The organism is Hyalangium versicolor (assembly GCF_020103695.1).
Lineage (GTDB): Bacteria > Myxococcota > Myxococcia > Myxococcales > Myxococcaceae > Hyalangium > Hyalangium versicolor.
Window position 1 is genome coordinate 151138 of the sequence record NZ_JAHXBF010000023.1, and the last position, 19182, is coordinate 170319.

At 68.2% G+C, this 19182-nt stretch carries 17 protein-coding genes; 10 read left to right on the plus strand and 7 right to left on the minus strand.

Annotated features, from left to right (window positions below; genetic code table 11):
* Positions 1-169: 169 nt before the first annotated feature.
* Positions 170-409 (plus strand): DUF2171 domain-containing protein, encoded by a 240-nt coding sequence (locus tag KY501_RS39120; protein WP_224368991.1) that lies wholly within the window; start codon positions 170-172, stop codon positions 407-409.
* On the opposite strand, the gene KY501_RS39125 is transcribed toward KY501_RS39120, so the two are convergent.
* Genes KY501_RS39125 through KY501_RS39135 form a run of 3 tightly spaced genes read right to left on the minus strand, consistent with a single transcriptional unit; the run spans position 406 to position 4222 of the window.
* On the minus strand, positions 406-1773 hold the full coding sequence (locus KY501_RS39125) for a DUF2156 domain-containing protein (RefSeq protein WP_224368992.1): 1368 nt from the start codon (positions 1771-1773) through the stop codon (positions 406-408). The genes KY501_RS39120 and KY501_RS39125 overlap by 4 nt on opposite strands.
* Before the next feature lie 9 nt (positions 1774-1782).
* Entirely contained in the window at positions 1783-3669 is a 1887-nt protein-coding gene (locus tag KY501_RS39130; protein ID WP_224368993.1) for a chloride channel protein, read from the minus strand.
* On the minus strand, positions 3656-4222 hold the full coding sequence (locus KY501_RS39135) for a MarR family winged helix-turn-helix transcriptional regulator (RefSeq protein ID WP_224368994.1): 567 nt from the start codon (positions 4220-4222) through the stop codon (positions 3656-3658). The genes KY501_RS39130 and KY501_RS39135 overlap by 14 nt, the downstream gene beginning before the upstream one ends.
* Positions 4223-4465: 243 nt before the next feature.
* On the opposite strand from KY501_RS39135, the gene KY501_RS39140 reads away from it, so the two are divergent.
* From KY501_RS39140 to KY501_RS39165, 6 genes are all read left to right on the plus strand, one after another.
* Positions 4466-5194, plus strand: a complete 729-nt coding sequence (locus KY501_RS39140) for a hypothetical protein (RefSeq protein ID WP_224368995.1) — start codon at positions 4466-4468, stop codon at positions 5192-5194.
* Between the two features lie 11 nt (positions 5195-5205).
* On the plus strand, positions 5206-5775 hold the full coding sequence (locus KY501_RS39145) for a hypothetical protein (RefSeq protein WP_224368996.1): 570 nt from the start codon (positions 5206-5208) through the stop codon (positions 5773-5775).
* A 126-nt stretch (positions 5776-5901) separates the two neighbouring features.
* A complete protein-coding gene (locus KY501_RS39150; protein WP_224368997.1) occupies positions 5902-8460 on the plus strand; it encodes a M1 family metallopeptidase in 2559 nt (852 codons plus the stop codon).
* Between the two features lie 121 nt (positions 8461-8581).
* A complete protein-coding gene (locus tag KY501_RS39155) occupies positions 8582-9712 on the plus strand; it encodes an AAA family ATPase (protein WP_224368998.1) in 1131 nt (376 codons plus the stop codon).
* A gap of 2 nt (positions 9713-9714) precedes the next feature.
* On the plus strand, positions 9715-10488 hold the full coding sequence (locus KY501_RS39160; protein WP_224368999.1) for a DUF3226 domain-containing protein: 774 nt from the start codon (positions 9715-9717) through the stop codon (positions 10486-10488).
* Between the two features lie 350 nt (positions 10489-10838).
* Positions 10839-12353, plus strand: a complete 1515-nt coding sequence (locus KY501_RS39165) for a serine/threonine protein kinase (RefSeq protein WP_224369000.1) — start codon at positions 10839-10841, stop codon at positions 12351-12353.
* 54 nt (positions 12354-12407) lie between these two features.
* On the opposite strand, the gene KY501_RS39170 is transcribed toward KY501_RS39165, so the two are convergent.
* Positions 12408-13325 carry a LysR family transcriptional regulator gene (locus KY501_RS39170; RefSeq protein ID WP_224369001.1) on the minus strand — a complete coding sequence of 306 codons (918 nt, stop codon included), beginning with the start codon at positions 13323-13325 and terminating at the stop codon, positions 12408-12410.
* Between the two features lie 93 nt (positions 13326-13418).
* Here KY501_RS39170 and KY501_RS39175 point away from each other — a divergent pair, with 93 nt between their 5' ends.
* The gene (locus KY501_RS39175; RefSeq protein ID WP_224369002.1) at positions 13419-14261 is read left to right on the plus strand and encodes an oxidoreductase; all 843 of its coding nucleotides are present in this window, start codon (positions 13419-13421) and stop codon (positions 14259-14261) included.
* Between the two features lie 30 nt (positions 14262-14291).
* Here the strand turns inward: KY501_RS39175 and KY501_RS39180 are convergent, their stop codons facing one another.
* Entirely contained in the window at positions 14292-15887 is a 1596-nt protein-coding gene (locus KY501_RS39180; RefSeq protein ID WP_224369003.1) for an acyl-CoA carboxylase subunit beta, read from the minus strand.
* A gap of 109 nt (positions 15888-15996) precedes the next feature.
* On the opposite strand from KY501_RS39180, the gene KY501_RS39185 reads away from it, so the two are divergent.
* Positions 15997-16677 carry a M949_RS01915 family surface polysaccharide biosynthesis protein gene (locus tag KY501_RS39185; RefSeq protein WP_224369004.1) on the plus strand — a complete coding sequence of 227 codons (681 nt, stop codon included), beginning with the start codon at positions 15997-15999 and terminating at the stop codon, positions 16675-16677.
* Between the two features lie 24 nt (positions 16678-16701).
* On the opposite strand, the gene KY501_RS39190 is transcribed toward KY501_RS39185, so the two are convergent.
* Both KY501_RS39190 and KY501_RS39195 read right to left on the minus strand, forming a co-directional pair.
* Positions 16702-17577 carry an ergot alkaloid biosynthesis protein gene (locus KY501_RS39190; RefSeq protein ID WP_224369005.1) on the minus strand — a complete coding sequence of 292 codons (876 nt, stop codon included), beginning with the start codon at positions 17575-17577 and terminating at the stop codon, positions 16702-16704.
* Positions 17574-18023: a nuclear transport factor 2 family protein gene (locus KY501_RS39195; RefSeq protein WP_224369006.1), complete on the minus strand. Its 450-nt coding sequence runs from the start codon at positions 18021-18023 to the stop codon at positions 17574-17576. Before KY501_RS39195 ends, KY501_RS39190 begins: the two co-directional genes overlap by 4 nt.
* Before the next feature lie 82 nt (positions 18024-18105).
* Here KY501_RS39195 and KY501_RS39200 point away from each other — a divergent pair, with 82 nt between their 5' ends.
* Entirely contained in the window at positions 18106-19083 is a 978-nt protein-coding gene (locus tag KY501_RS39200; RefSeq protein WP_224369007.1) for an AraC family transcriptional regulator, read from the plus strand.
* Positions 19084-19182: the final 99 nt, after the last annotated feature.

Consider the following 19182-nt stretch of genomic DNA (forward strand, 5'->3'; position numbering starts at 1 on the left):
GTCGCGGCGAAGTCCGCGGAGCCCCCGGCCACAGGCATGCAGGCAAGCACCCGTCCTCCCTACCCGTCACGTTTCGACTCGCCAGACGACCCGCCAGTGTTGACCAGCCGTCACCCGGTGTTGCTTCCAAGGGAAGGTTCCGACACTCACGAGACACGAGGAGGAAGCGATGATCGACCCGGGGGAGTTGCACGAGGGAATGACGGTCAGGGACGTTGACGGGCGCAAGCTCGGCACGGTGGGCAACATGGGGGCCACGCAGTTCGAGCTGGAGCAGGGTTCGCCAGCCCGGCGCGACTTCGTGGTCCATGTGCATCAGGTGGCTCGCGTCCAGGAGCGAGACGTCTTCCTTCATCCCCACCCGCGCGTCGCGGTTCCCCCCGAAGAGGAGGAGCTCCTCCGGCGCTAGAACCGGGGCGGGGGATGGCGCCACGCCCACCCAAGCAGGCCGGCTGCCGTGGCAGGGGCCAGGAGGGAGACCGTGATGATGACCCAGTCGAGCGCTCCCTGGGCGCGTGGCGTGTTGTAGACGGCGGCCTGCCAGGCCGTCAGGCAGGTATCCAAGGCGATGACGCCGCCGAGCAACCCCGCCAGCCACGAGCGCCAGCGGTGGAGCAACCCGAAGAGCGCCCCGGTCAGCCCCACGTCGAAGAGCACCCACGCCCATTGGACACCGCGGGAGGGGAAGTGTGTCGTGCTGACGGGGAGCGCCAGCAGCACCGTCCAGGGGATGAGCAGCATCGCCAGCATGCGGACGATCAGATCCGCGCGCCGCAGCAGGGTGGACACACCGAAGCGCAGAAAGCTGCCCCGAGCGAAGGCACGCAGGGCGTCATACATGGGCCACACGTTGCTGGTGCGCGTGGGCCAGGCCAGGTGGATGACGTCCCACGCGTGTGGCCTCAACCGGGCCTTGAAGGCGCGCAGGCCCTCGAAGTCGAACAGCGCCGAGCCCCAGAACCTCGCCGCGCGCAGCCAGGGCGCCACCTCTCCCGAGAGTGGCGCCAGCCCCAGCGTCACATAGCGCCGACCGTCCTGGGCGGCGGCGCGCATGGCCGCGTCGACCATCAACTCCGTCGAGCCATTGGGCGCCCGGGGATCCCGGACCACATGCTGAAGCAGCCACCCCTGCCTTGCGAAGATGGGAGCAGCCGACAGGAAGCACACCACCTGGCCCTTCAGCTCTCCCACGAAGGCGCGGCGCTCCTCGGGGAACTCGAACGGAGAGACCTGGACGAGGAAGCCCATGGGTGCCATCCGCCGCGAGGCGAACCAGCGCTCTAGCAGCCGCTCCACCGCTCGCCGCGTGGGGTGCTCGGGATTCCTCAACTCCTCCGGAGCCACCGGGCGCACGGTGACGCCTCGGGCGCGAGCGCGGCGGAGCTGTTCGCGCAGGCTGCGGCTGGAGCGCAGCGTCTCCTCCCAACGCTGGGGCTCCCACGTCGGCTGCTCACCGATGGGCATCATCTCCACCGGGACGAACTCGGCGAAGCGCGCCTCCGTGGCGAAGAAGCAGACCCGCCGGCCCCGCGCCTGCGCCGCCGCCTCGAAGTCAGCGGCCACCTGCGCCAGGCGCTCGGGCGGACCAATGGGCGCTCCCGCCGCCACCCACGCTCCCCCCGTGTCCACGTACGCGACGCACGCATCCGCCGCGTCGTCGAACCAGTAGTGGAACCCTGGATCCAGCACCTGGAAGGAGGTGGAGTTCCAACCGTACCGCTTGAGCAGCTCGAGGACCCGATCGTGTTCGCGCTGGGGTGAGGGTTCGTCCATGGAGCAGGTTCAGGCGGGGCTCGGCACGCGCGAGCCCGGAGGAGTCCTCGTGCCTCCGATACCTTGCTCGCGTCGCAAGGCGTCGTCCAGCCGCCGCTGGTGGGCGGCGAGCAGATCGCTCCGGGTGAGGATGCCCACCACCCGTGTCGGCGCGTCGCGGCGCACCACCGGCAGGCGGCCCACCCCCTCGGACACCATGTGGTCCGCCGCCTCGCGCAACGAGCAGTCGTCGAAGACGACGGCCGCGGAACGGCGAACCACGTCGCGCACCCGCCGCCCGGCCGGCTCCGTCCCGTCCAGCAGATCCCTCCGGGTGACAACGCCCACGATCTGACCGTCCGCGCCCACCACCGGGAAGCCCTGGTGGCTGGTTCCCGCCACGCCCGAGGCAAGCCACGCCCGGACCTTCTCCAGGGCCTCGTCCGCCGCCAGGGTGACGACCTGCCGCAGCCCGAAATCCCGCACGAGCGCATGGGCCAGCGCATCCACGGCATACTCAGTGGGGACCCGAGCGCCCCGGCGAGCGATCTTCTCCGTCATGATGGAGTGCCGCATGAGGAGCGTGGAGACCAGGTAGGCCGCCGTGCACCCGCCGAGCAGGGGCAACAGGCCCAGGGGCTGGCGCGTCGTCTCGAAGGCGAACACCACCGAGGCGAGCAGCGCCCGCGAAGCGCCCGCGAAGATGGCGGCCATGCCCACCAGCGCTGCGATCCGGATGTCCACCCCCAACCCCGGGGCCAGCCATACGAGCAGGGAGCCCAGCGCCGAGCCGATTCCTCCGCCCATGGTGAAGAGCGGGGCCAGCGTGCCGCCCGAGGTGCCGCTGCCGAGCGCGATGGACCACGAGATGAACTTCATGAGGCAGAAGAACAGCATCGCCGCGCCGATGAACCGGCCGCTGATGATGTCCTCGATGTTGGTGTAGCCCACGCCCAGCGTGCGCGGGGAGAAGTACCCCACCACGCCCACCACCAGGCCACCCAGCGCCGGCCACCACATCCAATGGAGCGGCAGCTTCTCGAAGGCGTCCTCGATGATGTACACCGCGCGGGTGGCGAACACGGAGGCCAGCCCGACCACCGCGCCCAGCAGGATGTAGCAAGCGAGCGCGGCGCCTCCCGGCTGTACCAGGTCCGGCATGCCGAACGCCGGCGCGCCTCCATTGAAGGCGATGCGCACACCCGTGGCAGTGGCCGTGGCCAGCGCCACCGGGATGACCGAGCGCGGGCGGTACTCGAACAGCAGCAGCTCCACCGCGAGCAGTACCGCGGAGACGGGTGCTCCGAACGTGGCCGCCATGCCCGCCGCGGCGCCGGCCGCGAGCAGGGCCTTGCGCTCGTTCGCGGTGACCTTCAGCAACTGCCCCACGAGCGAACCGAGCGCCCCACCCGTGGCGATGATGGGCCCCTCCGCTCCGAAGGGCCCGCCGGTGCCAATGGCTACCGCCGACGACAGCGGCTTGAGGAACGTCACGCGGGGAGGGATGCGGCTCTGGTTGAAGAGGACCTGCTCCATCGCCTCGGGGATGCCGTGGCCGCGGATGGCCCGTGAGCCATAGCGCGCCATGAAACCCACCGCGATCGCGCCCAGCACCGGGATGACGATGACCCAAGGCCCCAGCGCGTGGTCCGCCGGAGAGACGGGCGCGACGGAGAGCCGGCCAAAGAAGGCCAGGTTCGTGAAGAAGTGGATGAGCCGCGTGAGCACCTGCGCCACGAAGCCCGCGGCGATGGCCAGGAGGATGGCGATGCCGCTGATAAGCACAACGCGGCGATCCACCGGCTCCAGCGCGGTGGGGGCACGCACGCTCTCCAGCGTGGGGCCCATCGAGGGAGCGATCGGGATCACTTCGGGGGAGATGCCCTCGGAGACTTGGGTGAGCTCAGGCTTCTTCATGGTTCCGTGTCCGCTTGCGGCGCCCGGCCGGCGCCTCGTCTTCGAAAAAGAGGGTAGGAGCTTCGACATCGGCGCCGCTCTCCCGGACCAGCTCCAGCAGTCCCCGGGCGAGCGCTCCACGCTCAGCGGCCTTCATGCGGCGCAACCCGGAGATGAGGCGAGCCTGGGCCATGGGCGGCGCGCGGCCCAGGAGCGTGCGCCCGGCGGGAGTGAGTGCCACCTCCGCGCGGCGGGCGTCCGATTCGGAAGTCCTCCGGCTGACGAGGCCCCGCTCGATGAGCCGGCTGACGACGACCGAGACGGAGCTCTGGTGCGTGAGCGTGCGCTCGGCCAGCTCTCCGATGGAGCAGGCCCCCGCCTCCGCCAACTGCTGCAGGACGAAGAGCTGGGCTCCGCTGATTCCCACCACCCGCTCCGAGGCCCGGGCCGACACGCGCAGCAGCCGCACGATGCGCCGGATGGAGTCCATCACCGTGCGGATGTCCTCCGTGTCCTCCGCGCCCTTCTCTCGGGAGCGCGCCGCACGCGGACGGGGATTTGTATGGGAGCCCATGTATTTCTCCGGGCCGAAGGTACGGCCCTGCGGGGCGCTTCGCAAGCACGGATGAACCGGCACGCACCTGCTCCCCCACCCGGTACCCTGACGGCCAGTGAGGCCATGGCGTCCCATAGGCCCACCTCACCCCACCGCCGTCCTGTGCCGGGTGGTGGACACCCTGCCCGGGAGATCCGATCCAGGAAGGGCCGCTCCGATTAATACAGGACAGGCATCCCTCTCCTCGCAGGAGCGAGCGATTTGAACCTTCGACTCCCTCTCGCCCGCCGGTTCGCCATGGCCGGGCTCCTCTGTCAGACGTTCCTCGGCGTGTGTCCCCTCTCCGCGCATGCGCAAGAGCAGGACGAGAGCCCCTCAGGCAACGGCCGGTTGCTCACCACCGAGTCCGCCACCGTCATCGCCCACCCGGTGCTAGGGCTGCAGCGCTCGGCGGTGCCGCTGGTGGCGGGGCTCGCATTGGATACCTCTCTGTACGCGGACCTGCTGCTGGCCCCCAACCTGGGCCTGCGCTGGGCGGTGGCGGCCGGGCCTCACCGGCTCGTGCTCGGCGCGCGCTACACGCACTTCGTGGGCGCCTCCGTCTACTCCTCCGTCGTCGAGTCCAACGAACCCGCCATCCAGAGCTTCGAGCCGAGCCTGTCGGGCCCCACCTTCTATGGCACCTATGGCCTGGTGCTGGGCCCCCTCACCGTCCAGGGCGAGGCGCGCTTCGCCCACTACGAGTCGGACTACCTGGCGGTGACGGGCGCGGCGGCCCTGCACCTCACCTCGACATGGTCGGTGATTGGCGAGGCCGGCGTGCGGCTGAAGGGCGGCTCCGAGCTGCGCGCCGCGGCGGGCGTGCGCTACGGGGGTGAGCACCTGGGCCTGGCCCTCGGCGCCGCCTACGTGGATATCGAAGACCCTGCCTTCCCCGGCGACAAGCTCCCCATCGTGCCTGCCTTTGACGTCTCCTGGACCTTCCGATGAGCCACCGACCCATGAACCGCGCGCTCTTTATCTGCCTGCTGCTGTGCTCCGCCTGCTCGGCGGAGATCTCGGTCGAGACCGAGCCCTTCAATCAGAAAGTCCCCGTCACCTCGCTGTTGGAGCCCGTCTACGCGGAGGTCGCCATCGACGTGCCGGACGAGGCGGTGGGGGACGTCATCGTGGACGAGATCTCCGCCGACCTGACGGTGGTGAACCCGGCCAAGGCGCTGACCCTGGAGACAGGAGTGCGGCTGTCGCTGAGCGGCAAGGCCACGCCGGAGGATCCCGTCCTCTACACGAACACCAACCTGCCGGCGTACTTCAACACCGCGTCCATCCTGCTGCCCACGCAGGCGTTCGCGCCGGGCCAGAGCAAGCCCTTCACCATCAAGGATCCGGTGTTGGTGAAGGCGGCGGGCAAGCCGCGCATCTGGCTCATCGTCAATAACACCGTGAAGCGGGTGGGCCTCGGCACGGACACGCTGCCGTTGGACATCCTCCTGCAGAACATCGTGTTCCGGGCCACGGTGACCAAGCCCTTCAATGGCGTGGCGGGAGGGCTGGAGGTGGGCGGGCTGTGAGCCCGGAACAACCCTGAAGAGCAGGCCGAGACAAGGTCCAACGCTGGACAGGCGTGCGGGTCGGGCCCTGGCCTGGCACCAATCTCCGTGAGCCCGCGCCTCCGTGGGGCTAGATTCCCAGCCCCTATGGCGCACCTGACCGAAGACAAGAACTTCCGCCTCCCGCGGACCGTCCTCCCCCGCCGCTATACGACCACGCTGACGCTCAACCTGGATGAGCGCTCCTTCTCCGGCACGGAGACCATCGAGTTGGAGGTGACCTCGCCCACGAGCGAGATCATCCTTCACGGCATTGCGCTCCAGTTGGGCAAGGTGACCTTCCGCACCGACAGCCGGCAGTACGCCCCCGCCTCCATCCGGGCGGTGGAGCAGAGCGAGACGGTGGTGCTCCAGTTCGAACCGCCGCTCCCCACCGGTGCGGCCTCGCTGGACGTGGAGTGGACGGGGCGCTTCACGCAGGGCCTGCGCGGTCTGTACCTGGCGGGCAAGGTGGCCGCCACCCAGTTCGAGGCGGCGGATGCCCGGCGCCTCTTCCCCTGCTTCGATGAGCCGTCCTTCAAGGCCCGGTGGGCCATCACCGTGCGGATTCCTCCCACGCCGGGGCTGGTGGCCCTGTCCAACGGCGCGGTCGTCTCGGATGTCGTCGAGGGCAATCTGCGCACGGTGAAGTTCCAGGAGATGGATGTCCTCAGCTCCTACTTGATTGCGCTGGTGGTGGGCCCCTTGGTGGGCACTCCGGAGCAGCAGGTGAATGGGGTGCCGGTGCGCACCTGGTCGCTGCCGGAGAAGGCGCACCTGACGCGCTTCGGGCAGGACGCGGCGCTGGCGGCGCTGCCTCGGCTGCAGGAGTACTTCGGGCTGCCCTACGCCTACGGCAAGGTGGATCAGGTGGGCATCCCGGACTTCGAGGCCGGCGCCATGGAGAACGCGGGCCTCATCACCTACCGCGAGGTGGCGCTGCTGCTGGATCCGGCCACCGCGCCGCTGTCGGTGCAGAAGCGGGTGGCCGAGGTGGTGACGCACGAGCTGGCGCACCAGTGGTTCGGCAACTGGGTGACGATGGTGTGGTGGGATGACTTGTGGCTCAACGAGGCGTTCGCCACGTGGATGGCCTACAAGATCGTCGACGGCTGGCGGCCGGACTGGCGCGTGTGGCTGGACTTCGACACGGGCAAGGCGGCGGCGCTGCACCTGGACGCGCTCAAGTCCACGCACCCCATCCGCGGTGAGGTGCGCAACGCGAGCGAGGCCGGTGAGAGCTTCGATCTCATCACCTACGAGAAGGGCGGCGCGGTGCTGCGGATGATCGAGGGATTCCTGGGCGAGGGCCCGTTCCGCGAGGGCATCCGCCAGTACATGCGCACGCACGCGCGCAGCAACGCGGTGGCGGATGACCTGTGGCGGGCGCTCGGGGCGGCCTCGTCCCAACCGGTGGTGGAGCTGGCCAACGCGTGGATCGGCCAGAGCGGCTACCCGCTCATCTCGGTGAAGGTGGAGGGCCGGAAGGTGTCGCTGAGCCAGCGGCGCTTCTATTCGGAGCCGGGGGTGAGCAGCGGCGAGCGCTGGCCGGTGCCGGTGGTGCTGCGCTTCGAGGACGGGGGCGGCGTGCGCGAGCACCGCTTCGTTCTGCGTGACGCGCAGACCTCGGTGACGCTGGAGGGCAGCGGCGAGGTGAGTTGGCTGTGCGCCAACGCGGGCTCCACGGGCTTCTACCGGGTGGCGTACGACGCGGACGCGCTGCAGAAGCTGGCGGCAAACCTGGGGGCGCTGGCGCCCTCCGAGCGCATCTCCCTGCTGGCGGACCGGTGGGCGCTGGTGCGCGCGGGGCAGGCGTCGGCGGCGGACTTCCTGGATCTGGCCGGCCGCTTCGGCGGTGAGGAGGACGACGCCGTCCTCGACGAGTTGGTGGGGCGGTTGGGGTACGTGGAGGCACGGCTGGTGGAGGGTGAGAACCAGGAGCGTTTCCGCCGCTGGGTGGAGAAGCTGCTGGGCCCGGCGCTGACGAAGCTCGGGTGGGAGCCGGCAGCGGGTGAGACGGATCGGGTGAAGCTGCGGCGCGCGGCGTTGGTGCGCGCGGTGGGCGTGCTGGCGCGGGGCGGAACGGCGCTGAACGAGGTGCGGCCTCGGGTGACGCGGGCGGTGGGCGGAGACAAGGCAGCGCTGGAGCCGAACCTGCTGGACAGCTCGGTGTACATGGCGGCGCGGGCGGGAGACTCGGCGCTGTTCGACACGCTGCTGGAGAAGATGAAGGCGGAGCCGGATCCGGCGACGCAGCGGCGCTACCTGACGGCGCTGGCCTCGTTCGAGGATGCGGCGCTGGCGAAGCGGGGCCAGGAGCTGTTCTTCACGGATGCGGTGAAGATGCAGGACGTGACGATCTACCTGGGCGGCCTGCTGGGCAACCGGACGGGGCGGGACGCGTGGTGGCAGGTGGTGCAGCAGCGGTGGCAGGACGTGGTGGCGCGCACGGGCGGGGCGCCCATGCTGCTGCGGCGGGTAGTGGAGGCGCTGGGAGCCCTGCGCAACCGAAAGCAGTTCGAGGAGGCGAAGGCGCTGCTGCAGGCGCACCCGGTGACGGAGGCGCAGCAGGCGATGGCGCAGACGATGGAGCGCCTCAGCCAGGATGTGGCACTGAGCGAGCGCGCGGGCCCGGAGGTGTCGGCCTGGATCAAGCGCCAGCCTTGAGCCACGGGCTCGCTCGCGGAGGCCGGCCCTTCAAGAGATGGGAGAGAAGTAACCTTGCTCTTCCCACCGCTGAGAGGCACGCTCGACGCGGAGCCGCGGCGTTACTTGCGCCTGGAGGATCATGAGCCATCCCTTCAACAGCCTGACCATCCACAGCCTGCGTGGCGTCAAGGGCCTGGAACTGCCCGGGCTAGGAGGGGTGAATCTGCTGGTGGGGGGCAACGACTCCGGCAAGACGACCGTGCTGGAGGCCCTAGCGCTCTACTGCAACCCGCTCGACATCTTCGCCTGGGACTCTCTCTCCATGGAGCGCGAGTCCCTGGGTACGATCATTGAGGGTCCGCCCCCAGGAGAAACCCGCCTGGACGCTTTGCGCTGGCTCTTTCCACAGCATGTAGTCACGGGCTCAGACGAACCGTACGAAGGCGCGGTGTCCCTCTCTGCGGATGGAACCTTTCCAATCCGCAAGGTCCATGCCCGGTATCGAGAGACACGAGGACTGGCCCCAAGACGACAGCCCCCGAGCACACACCCGTATGGCATCAAGCTGTATCCTTTCAGTTCCCGAGAACTTCATCGCGAGCGCCGCGGTGCCGAACTTGAGTTCGAGGCAACTCCTGGCTTTGAGCCAAGGGTCATCACGCTGTGGGCGGACGAGCGTTTGGATGATTCGCAGAGGGCACCGGGGCCGGTTCTTCCCTACCGGCTGCTCAACCCGTCAGAGCTCTACCTCGACTCATTCTCCGTCGCAGACTTCACGGAAGCACGATTGGCAGGACTCCAAGGCGCGGTGAAGGACCTCTTGAGAGCCTTCGACCCGCGCATCCAGGGGATCGAGATCCTCGCGCCCCAGGGCCGACCTACCCTCTACCTCCAGGACTCCGTTGCTGGGCTCGCTCCGATCAGCGCGTTTGGAGACGGTGTCCGGCGTGCACTGTCCTTCGCGTTGACGATTCCCACCGTGACGGATGGGATCGTGCTGATCGACGAGATCGAGACGGCCATCCACATCTCGGCGCTGAGCAGGGTCTTCCGCTGGATACGCGATGCCTGCCAGCAATACCGCATCCAGCTCTTCGTCACGACCCACAGCCTGGAAGCGGTGGACGCTATCCTGGGGACTGACACGACCCAGCAAGAGGACATCGTCGGTTTCCGGCTCGAACGGGGAGAGGAACACACCTCGGCGAAGCGCTATGGCGAGGATCTCCTCAAGCGCCTGCGCTATGAGCGCGGCCTCGACGTGAGGTGAGCGTGAGGTACGCCTATCTCGTCGTCGAAGGCCCTCACGATGTCGAATTCGTAGGCCGGCTCCTCAAGCCGTACCAGTTCACACGCATCAGGCTCGAATCGCGGCTGGATCCATACTGGACGCCAGTCGTGCCCACGAAGTTTCCTTTCGGTGGAGACCTGAGCCAGCGCGTGCCTGTACCCACGTTCTTCTCTTCAGTGGACGTGTCCGTCGCGGTGAATGCCGCAGGAGGAGATTCCCGGATTGCCCCCCAGGTCGAGGAGACCCTCGCCGTGCTCTCGACCAGGCCCCAGGCCATCGGTGCCCTGCTCGACGCGGACTCCCAGAACTCACCCGCACAGCGGTTCAATACGGTGCGCGCGGAGCTGAACCGGCTTGGCCTGCCCTTCCCTGCTCAGGCCGGACAGGTGTCTGCGGCCACTCCACAGTGTGGCATCTTCGTTCTTCCCGACAACCAGACCGCAGGCACCTTGGAAGACCTGCTGCTCGAGTGCGCCCGCCTCAGCTATCCGGGGTTGCTGACCTCGGCCCAGGCCCTGGTGGGAAGCGTCCGACCCGACGATTCTGCCTTCACCGCGGAGGACATGAAGGACTTCCGCAAGCCAGCGGGCTCCGAGAAAGCCACCGTGGCCTGCATCGCGGGCATCCTCAAGCCTGGCAAGGCCGTTCAGGTGTCCATCCAGGACAACCGCTGGTTGGATGAACAGACGATGAACAGCCTCCCTCGCATCAAAGCAGTGCAGCGCTTCCTCGCGGATCTCCTGTCGCTGCCGTGAGCGATCGCTGAGCCGCCCAGAGAAACCCCGGGCCCTTGAAGGAGGCCCCCCTCCGGGCGCGGTCCGGACCACCTGGTAGGGTTGTCATACCAGTTCGGTCCAGGTCCGCCGACCGAGGGCCCCTGCTTCAGGAGGAGCCCTGGGTGAGAGGCTGAGGATCGAGGTCCAGTGCCCACCAGTGGGCACCCACTGCACGAGCGTGCCCACTGAGTGCCCACCAGTGGGCACTCACGCATGTGCCCGTTCAGGGTGCCAGGCCCATGTCAGGCTCAGCCACTGACCGGGCATGTGGAAGACCCATGAGGTAGGGTGGGCCCCTGGGGGCAATGGCCCCCCGTCGGAGATCGCCCATGGGTTCGAAACAAAGTTTGCGGGAGGTGGACCCCCTCTGCCTGCCACCGGGCCTGCAGCTCGGCCCCTGGCGCATCCTGGCCTGGAGAGGACGCGGCTCCTACGGCACCCTCTACCGCGTTCAACTCGCCAGCCGTCCCGAAGCGGGCTCCTTCGCCCTCAAGCTGGCCGTGTCTCCCGGGGATGAGCGCTTCGAACGCGAGGCATGGCTCCTCCAGCGCATCCAGAGTCCCCATGTGCCCCGGCTCCACGCGCAGGGCATCTGGCGACATCCCTCTGGAGCCTTCCCGTACCTCGTCATGGACTGGATCGACGGCGAGCCGCTGTATGAGTGGTCCGCGCGTCGCAACCCTTCCTCGGCTCAGTGCGCGGGGATGCTGGCCCAGGTGGCTCGAGCCCTGGAGGCCACCCATGCCATCGGAGGCCTGCACCGGGATGTGAAGGGCGCCAATGTGCTGGTCCGTCCGGCGGACGGCCGCGTCTTCCTCACCGACTTTGGCGCCGGTGACTACCGGGGCGCCACCACCCTCACCTCGAAGCTGCTGCCCCCGGGCACTCCCGCCTACCGCAGCCCCGAGGCCTGGGGCTTTCTCTATCTGTTCCGCCGCCACCCCACCGTGCACTACCCGGCCAGCGCCTGCGATGACCTGTTCGCCCTGGGCGTCATGGCCTACCGCTTGGTGACAGATGAGTACCCGCCGTCCACCCACCCCGAGGAGGACGAGGCCAAGGTGTGGCGCGAAGGAGGCCCTGGCCCTCGGCCACCACGAGCGCTCACCGCTCGACTGAGCCCGGAGCTGGATGCGGCCATCCTGCGGCTGCTGTCCGTGCTCCCAGATGACCGCTTCGGTGGAACCGCTCGCGGAGCGGCCGAGGCGCTGATTCAGGCCGCTGGGAGCTCGGATCCCTCGGCGCACGAGCCCCTGTTCGGCTGGGGAGCCGGCCTCCCCCTGCGTTGGCGCAGCGTGGAGGTGGTCCGCCGCGCCACGGAGGCGGATGCCGCCGCGAGGAAGGAATTCGAGCTGCCCACGTTGAAGGAGCAGGCTTCGCCTCGAGCCGGGCTGGTGCCACCTCAAGCCCTCGTGCCGCAATGGAGCGCGGAGCTGGCCGTGGGATTCGCAGGGTTGCTGCTCGCGGGGCTCATCGTGGCGTTGTTCTACCAAGAGCCTCCGCTGGCTTGGAGCAGTGCGCCTCGGGAGCACCGTGCGGAAGAGAGTGCATCCGTGGGCGACGGGGCCCTCTCCGCACCCGTCGCGCTGGAAGAGACGCTCCCCACGCAAGACTCAGGGCGGGCGGTGAAGATGCCCATGCCCGACCAACCCCTGGACGGACAGCGCAGGCCACCATGCAACAAGTTCGGCGAAGTGCTCCTCAACGGCGGGTGCTGGCTCAGGGTTCCTGACATCCGCCCGCCGTGCAAGGAGGAGGGCAAAGAGGATGGGTATGCCTGGAAGGGGGCCTGCTACGTGCCCTCGTATCCTCCGCAGCGTCGCCCCACCTCGACTCCGCCGTAGGCTTCCGCGGGCCTGCCTCCCCTCTCTTGTGTGTGCACGGCGATTCCCATCGCGCTATCGGCGGCGGCGTACAGAGCTCTGTGCAGGTGCCTTTCCAGAGAGGACCACCTCCAGGAAATTGTGGACCACGGGTGAGGACTCCTCCGGACGGATCGCCAGCGTCAACCCGGCCACCGGTGCCTTCCCCGCGATCGGGATGTACTCGACGCCAGCGACGCGAATCTGCGCGAGCGAGGCCGGGACCAGCGACACCCCCAGCCCAGCGGCGATGAGAGGACCGATCGAGGAGAGCTGCGGTGCCTCGTGCCCGAGCATGGGTTCGAAGCCCGCGCTCCGGCACGCCACGATCACCTCGTCGAAGAGGCCCGGTCCGGCGTGTCGGGAGAAGAGCACGAACCGCTCTCGTGCCAACGCCGACAGCGGGAGCGCATCCGCCTTGGCCAGCGGATGACTCGTCGGCAACGCCACCACCATCGCCTCGTCCGACAAACGATGGGCCTGAACACCTTCAGGCGTGCTCCGGCCGGGCCGGATGAACACAGCATCGAGCTCGTTCCTCGCGAGGCGCTCGAGCAGGCTCGCTGTCGGCGCCTCATCGAGTGTCAGCTCGACCTCCGGATGCCGGCTCGCGAAGAGCCTGATCGAGGTGGGCACGATCGAATCGAAGGCGGCCGATCCCGTGAAGCCGACGCGAAGTCGTCCCACCTCTCCGCGTGCTCCGCGCCCAGCCGCCACCATGGCTCGCTTCGCCTGCTCGACGAGCGCCCGGGCCTCGGGAAGGAATGCGACGCCCGCCTCTGTCAGCTCCGCTCCATGGGGTAGGCGCCGGAAGAGCGTGCAACCCAGCTCCTCCTCGAGCGCTCGGATCTGCAGGCTGAGCGGTGGCTGACCGATCCCCACCTTCGCTGCCGCGCGAGTGAAGTTCCGCTCCTCCGCGACGGCGAGGAAATACCGGACGTGGCGCAGCTCCATGCCATATCTCCAAGCTATAGCGACTAGCTACCCGATATATTGGACTGTAGGTCCGCTGACCGGCAAGAAGGGCACATCAAGGAGCGGACAAACATGAGCGATGTGCCTCGCAAGACGTTTCTCATCACTGGAGCAAGCTCAGGCTTGGGCCGAGCCTTCGCGGAGGCGGCCCTGGCCGCCGGACACACCGTCGTCGGAACGGTCCGCAACGAGTCCGCGCGGGCCACGTTCGAGGCACTTGAGCCGCACCGCGCGAAGGCCGTCCTGCTCGATGTCACGGACTTCGCCCGCATCGAGCCGGCCGTCGCGAAGATCGAGCAGGACTTCGGCCCCGTCGATGTGCTCGTCAACAACGCTGGCTATGGGCACGAGGGCATCCTCGAGGAGTCCTCGATAGAGGAGTTGCGCCATCAGTTCGACGTCAACGTCTTCGGCACAGTTGCCATGATCAAGGCGGTGCTGCCCTTCATGCGCCGGCGACGCGCGGGACATATCGTCAACGTGACGTCGATGGGCGGATTCATCACCCTGCCGGGGATCTCGTTCTACTGCGGGAGCAAATTCGCGCTCGAAGGCATCACCGAGACGCTGGCCAAAGAGGTGAAGGGGCTCGGCATCAAGGTCACCGCGTTGGCGCCCGGCTCGTTCCGCACCGACTGGGCTGGACGGTCCATGGTTCGGACCGAGCGCAGCATCTCCGACTACGACGCGCTCTTCGACCCCGTCCGCCATGCGCGTCAGGAGAAGAGCGGCAGACAGGCGGGAGATCCCACCAAGGCAGCGCAGGTGCTCCTGCAGCTCGTTGCGATGGAGCACCCTCCCGTGCATCTGCTGCTCGGCAACGATGCCTTGAAGCTCGTGCGAGAGAAACTCGGAGCGCTCGAGGCGGAGATCCAGAGGTGGGAAACGATCACCCGTTCGACCGATTTCACGTAAGGCTCTTACGGACTCGGAATGCCCTGCCCCTCACCATGTGTCGATGAATCGGCGGCGGCCCTCGCGCGCCGGTCGCGGGACGGAGCGCAGGCCTCGCAGGATCCACGAGCGCGTCTCCGCAGGATCGATCACCGCATCGAGCTCCAGGAGCGAGGCCACGTTGATGGCCTTCCCGCGCTGGTGCGCCTCGGTGATCATCGCCTGGGCCATCTCCTCCCGGGCTACCGGCTCTTCAATCGCTTCGAGCTGCTTGCGCATACCGATGCGCACGGCGCCCTCCAGGTTCATCCCTCCGAACTCGCCCGAGGGCCAGGACACGATGAAGAACGGCGCGTGGAAGTGCCCACCAGCCATCGCCTGCGCGCCGAGTCCATACCCTCGCCGCAGGACCACCGTGAAGAACGGGACCGAGAGGCTGGCGGCATTCACGAACATCCGGGACACGTGGCGCACCAGAGCAGTGGTCTCGGCCTGTGGCCCCACCATGAACCCGGGCGTGTCACACAACGAGACGATCGGGAGCCCGAAGGCATCGCAGAGCTGGAAGAAGCGCGCGGCCTTGTCGGAGGCGTTCGCATCGATGGCGCCACCCAGGTGGAAAGTGTCGTTGGCGATGAGCCCGAGCGGCTGTCCCTCGATTCGCACCAGCGCCGTCACCAGACTTCGCCCGAAGTCGCGGCGCAGCTCGAGCACGGAGCCCGTGTCCGCCAGCGTCTCGATGATGGGCCTGATCTTGTACGCACGGCGGCGGTTCTCGGGCAGAACGGATCGCAGTGCCGACTGGTCGGCACACGGCCCGGGGGCCGTCGCTCCTTGGAAGTACGAGAGGTACTGCTTCGCCGCAGCTACTGCCTCCGCCTCGTCTCGCACTCGGATGTCGATGACGCCGTTGCGCGTCTGGACGTCCGCGGGGCCGATCTCCTCGGGCGCGAACGACCCGAGCCCACCGCCTTCGATCATCGCGGGGCCACCCATGCCGATGTTGCTGTTGTCCGTCGCGATGACGACGTCACAGCAGCCCAGCAGCGCCGCATTCCCGGCGAAGCAGCGCCCGGAGACAATTCCCACCCGGGGCACGAGTCCCGAGAGCGCGGCGAAGGACAGGAAGCTGGGGGTGTCCAGGGCCGCAATGGTGTGCGTGTCCGTGTCGTTCGGGCGTCCGCCACCGCCCTCGGCGAAGAGCACCACAGGCACGCGCCACTGCGCGGCGAGCGCGATCATCCGGTCGAGCTTCTGGTGCCCGACCAGCCCCTGCGTGCCAGCGAAGACCGTGTAGTCGTAGGCCATCACCAGGGTGCGTGCGCGCTCGTCATTGAAGAGGGAGCGGTTGACGGTGCCCAGGCCGCAGACGAGGCCATCCGCGGGGCTCACCCGGATGAGGTCCTCCATGGAGCGAGACGAGCGCTGCGCGGCGAGCGCGAGCCCTCCGTACTCGACGAAGCTGCCCGGATCGACGAGGTCGTCAATGTTCTCCCGGGCCGTGCGCTGTCCCGTCTTGCGTCGCCGGACCACGGCCTCCGGACGTCCCGCATCCGAGGTAGCCGCGAGCCGCTCGCGGAGCTCCGCGAGTTCGGGGCGGACCTCGCCAGGGGACGAGTTCCCGCCGTCGCCATTCGTATCGCTCATGCGCGAGGGATGATGCCTCGGGAGGCCAGCAGGCACCAGCACAGCCCTGCGAACAGAACCGGGCCGGATACACTGGGCCGCCGTGAAGATACGTCGTGGAGAGGAATGAATGATGCGAAGGCTTATGGCGGAAGGACTGGGAGCGATGGTTCTACTGGGCACGGTGGCCAGTGGCGCGGAGCCTGCGTCCAAGGCCGCTCCCGAGGTGCTCCCATTCGACGCCGCTCAGGCGCCGAAGGAGCTGGTCCAAGGCAAGGTGGTGGGTGGGGCGCGCTGGAAGGATTCGAACGGGGAGACCCTGCTCGTCCTCTCCGAGAAGCCCTTCCAACGGGCCTTCAAGCAAGGCGACATGGTGGATGAGGACGAGGGGCCGGTGAAGGGCGTGGAGCTGACAGCCCTGCTTGGCGTGCGCGAAGGCAAGAAGGTGCGCGTGCTGCGCAAGGTCTGGGAGGCCTCGCCTGGCTGCAGCTTCGACAACACCACCCACTTCCTTGCGCCCAAGGACCTCGAAGTCACAGACCTGGATAAGGACGGCGTGGGGGAGGTGACGTTCGCCTATCAGGTGCAGTGCACCAGCGACGTGAGCCCGGCCTCCCTGAAGCTGCTCATCCTCGAGGGAGGCGATAAATACATCGTGCGCGGCACCACGAAGGTGCAGGTGGCCGAGAACGAGACGATGGGCGGCGAGCGGCAGGTGGATGCCTCGCTGGAGAAAGGGCCTCCCGCCTTCCTGAAGCACGCCTTGGGGCGGTGGGAGCGCTTCGTCACCCACCGCTGGGAGCAGGAGTAGCGGCAGGACGAGGCACAGCCCGCTTCACGAGCGCCAGAACGCGGCGTGAGCCTTCGCGAATGCTTCGAAGGACCGAGGCTCATGCCCTGTGACTCGCGAGACGGTATCCGTCACCCGAGCTTCGGCGCCTTGCCGTATCCCCTCGTCGAGCTGAACGAGAAGCCGTGCGTACTGCTCCGGCATTCCCGTTCCCACCATGTGACGCCGAGCTTCGTCCGAGTCCACGTGTACGTGCTTCATGGGGCGTCCCGCCACCTGGGAGAGGATGGCCGCGATGTCGTCGTAGCTCAGTGCCTGAGGACCGGTGATGACGTGCGCCGTGTCATGCGAGGCCTCATCGGCGAGTGCCCGCACGGCCACCTCAGCGATGTCTTCGGCATCGACGAAGCCTACGCGCCCATCACCCGTGGCCGTCACCATCCGCCCCTCGCGCTTGAGGCTGCCTCCATGGTGGTGCCCCGCATCCACGAAGTTCTGCATGAACCACGACGGCTGGAGCACGGCCCACTCGGGCGCTCTCTCGTGGAGAACCCGGTGCACTGTCCCCAGCCCCGGAGCGCCTTCCGGCACGGCCGAGGCGCTGAGCAGGACGACCCGCCGCACTCCACGCTCCAGCGCGCTCTCGATGAAGGGCACCATGAGGGCCGAGGGATCCTCCACGAACGCGGGCGCCACCAGGTACATCCGCTCCACCCCGGCCAAGGCCTCGTCGTGACTGGAGGTGTCGGCCCAATCGAAGCGCACGTGCTCAAGACTGCTGTCCGGCGGCGGCGGGCTTCGGCTACCCGCCCGAACGGTCAGGCCCAACTCCTGGAGGCGAGAGACCACGCGCCGGCCCGTGTTACCCGTCGCTCCGGTGACCAGGACACGGGGAGAGCGCTCCCTTCGCGGAGTCCTCATGACGCCCTCACCATGCGCTGCAGGTTCTCCTCGCCGCCGAAGGCCTTGAGCCCCAGGAGGGGGTCCCAGTACTCGCGGTAGAACGAGATCCTTCCATCCCGCGCCTTCACCATCATGATGTAGTCCTGCTCGTATCGCCTGCCCGTGCTGGCGATGGTCGCCGAGCCATGGACCTCTCCGAAGGCCACCTCCGGGTCCGTCGTGAGGTACCGCCGGATGTTCGAGAAGACGAGCCCACGGAAGTGCTTCGGCGTTTCCACGAAGTAGCGGCGGATCGCCTCCAGTCCCTCCAGGCGGCTGGGAACGCCGAGGGACCCCGCATAGGGGAACTCGACGACAGCATCCTCGGCGAAGAGTTCCAGCCAGCGTTCGATGTCGGTACCGATGAGTTCCAGGTGGGCGTCCAGCAGGGCGCCAGCGTTGCGAGGCGTTGAAGCGGCAGTCATGGAGACAACCTCCGTGGTTCGAAGCTGGACGAAGAGATGCTCCTGAAGCTATGGACTCTCAATGCCTGCGGGTCCAAATCTATTGCCTGACCGTCCAGCTCCTCTGGATGCACAGACCGATGTCGTCTCGGACGTGCTGGAGACGATGCGGTTCACCACCCTGCTCTTCGGCCGCTTCGAGATGGGAGCGCCCTGGGCCGTACGCATGCCCCAGAAGCCGACCTCGTCCTTCTACGTGCTGGCGAGAGGCAGCATGCGGATCGAGGTCGACGGGCTGACGGAGCCCCTCCACGTCTCCGCGGGAGATGTGGTGTTGATACCGCAGGGCTCGGCGCACGTGCTCGACGACGGCTCCCGGCGGGCCCCCGCGCCTCGGGACTTCATTCCCCGGGAGCACCTCCGCGGCTCTCTGTCGGCACCGCTCCGGCTGGGAGGCGAAGGTCCAGTGAGCCTGCTCATCACCGGCTGCTTCCAGTTCAGCGCGGGCGCGCACAGTCCCCTGCTCTCCACGTTCCCTCCCGCCATCCATCTGCCGGCGCACGACACCCGCGCCTCCCCGTGGCTCTCTGCGACGGTGCAGCTCATCACCGCCGAGAGCATGGCCTTGGAGCAGGGCAGCTCCATCGTTCTCGGGAGGCTCGCGGATGTCCTGCTCGTACATGCGTTCCGCAGGCAGGCAGCGGTCGCCAAGGCACAGGGAGCGGGGCTGCAAGCCCTGGCGGATCCACAGATCGGCGCCGCGCTCGGGCTGATGCATGGGAGGCTGAGTGAAGCCTGGACCGTGGAGAGTCTGGCCGCCGAGGTGGGGATGTCCCGCTCGGGGTTCGCGGCGAGGTTCAATTCGCTCGTGGGAGAGCCCCCGCTCCAGTACCTCGCCCGCTGGAGGATGACGAAGGCGGCGCAGTGGGTGCGCGAGACGAACGACACCCTCCCCCAGATTGCCGAGCGCGTGGGCTACATCAGCGCCGTGGCCTTCAACAAGGCGTTCAAGCGGTGGCACGGCGTCGGGCCTGGCGCGTACCGCCGAGATCACCCCCTGGGACGCGGCGGCACGGCCTGAGCCCCACGGGTAGCCCCTCGGGCGGAACCACTGCTCCGAACTGGTATGGCCAGCATACCGGTTGGCTCGGACCGCGCCCGGAGGGAGCCTCCCCAGTCG

Excerpts from the sequence above, each read along its gene's own strand:
- KY501_RS39120 (WP_224368991.1), top strand. The coding sequence starts at position 170 with ATGATCGACCCGGGGGAGTTGCACGAGGGAATGACGGTCAGGGACGTT.
- KY501_RS39125 (WP_224368992.1), bottom strand. The coding sequence starts at position 1,773 with ATGGACGAACCCTCACCCCAGCGCGAACACGATCGGGTCCTCGAGCTG.
- KY501_RS39130 (WP_224368993.1), bottom strand. The coding sequence starts at position 3,669 with ATGAAGAAGCCTGAGCTCACCCAAGTCTCCGAGGGCATCTCCCCCGAA.
- KY501_RS39135 (WP_224368994.1), bottom strand. The coding sequence starts at position 4,222 with ATGGGCTCCCATACAAATCCCCGTCCGCGTGCGGCGCGCTCCCGAGAG.
- KY501_RS39145 (WP_224368996.1), top strand. The coding sequence starts at position 5,206 with ATGAACCGCGCGCTCTTTATCTGCCTGCTGCTGTGCTCCGCCTGCTCG.
- KY501_RS39150 (WP_224368997.1), top strand. The coding sequence starts at position 5,902 with ATGGCGCACCTGACCGAAGACAAGAACTTCCGCCTCCCGCGGACCGTC.
- KY501_RS39155 (WP_224368998.1), top strand. The coding sequence starts at position 8,582 with ATGAGCCATCCCTTCAACAGCCTGACCATCCACAGCCTGCGTGGCGTC.
- KY501_RS39165 (WP_224369000.1), top strand. The coding sequence starts at position 10,839 with ATGGGTTCGAAACAAAGTTTGCGGGAGGTGGACCCCCTCTGCCTGCCA.
- KY501_RS39170 (WP_224369001.1), bottom strand. The coding sequence starts at position 13,325 with ATGGAGCTGCGCCACGTCCGGTATTTCCTCGCCGTCGCGGAGGAGCGG.
- KY501_RS39175 (WP_224369002.1), top strand. The coding sequence starts at position 13,419 with ATGAGCGATGTGCCTCGCAAGACGTTTCTCATCACTGGAGCAAGCTCA.
- KY501_RS39180 (WP_224369003.1), bottom strand. The coding sequence starts at position 15,887 with ATGAGCGATACGAATGGCGACGGCGGGAACTCGTCCCCTGGCGAGGTC.
- KY501_RS39185 (WP_224369004.1), top strand. The coding sequence starts at position 15,997 with ATGATGCGAAGGCTTATGGCGGAAGGACTGGGAGCGATGGTTCTACTG.
- KY501_RS39190 (WP_224369005.1), bottom strand. The coding sequence starts at position 17,577 with ATGAGGACTCCGCGAAGGGAGCGCTCTCCCCGTGTCCTGGTCACCGGA.
- KY501_RS39195 (WP_224369006.1), bottom strand. The coding sequence starts at position 18,023 with ATGACTGCCGCTTCAACGCCTCGCAACGCTGGCGCCCTGCTGGACGCC.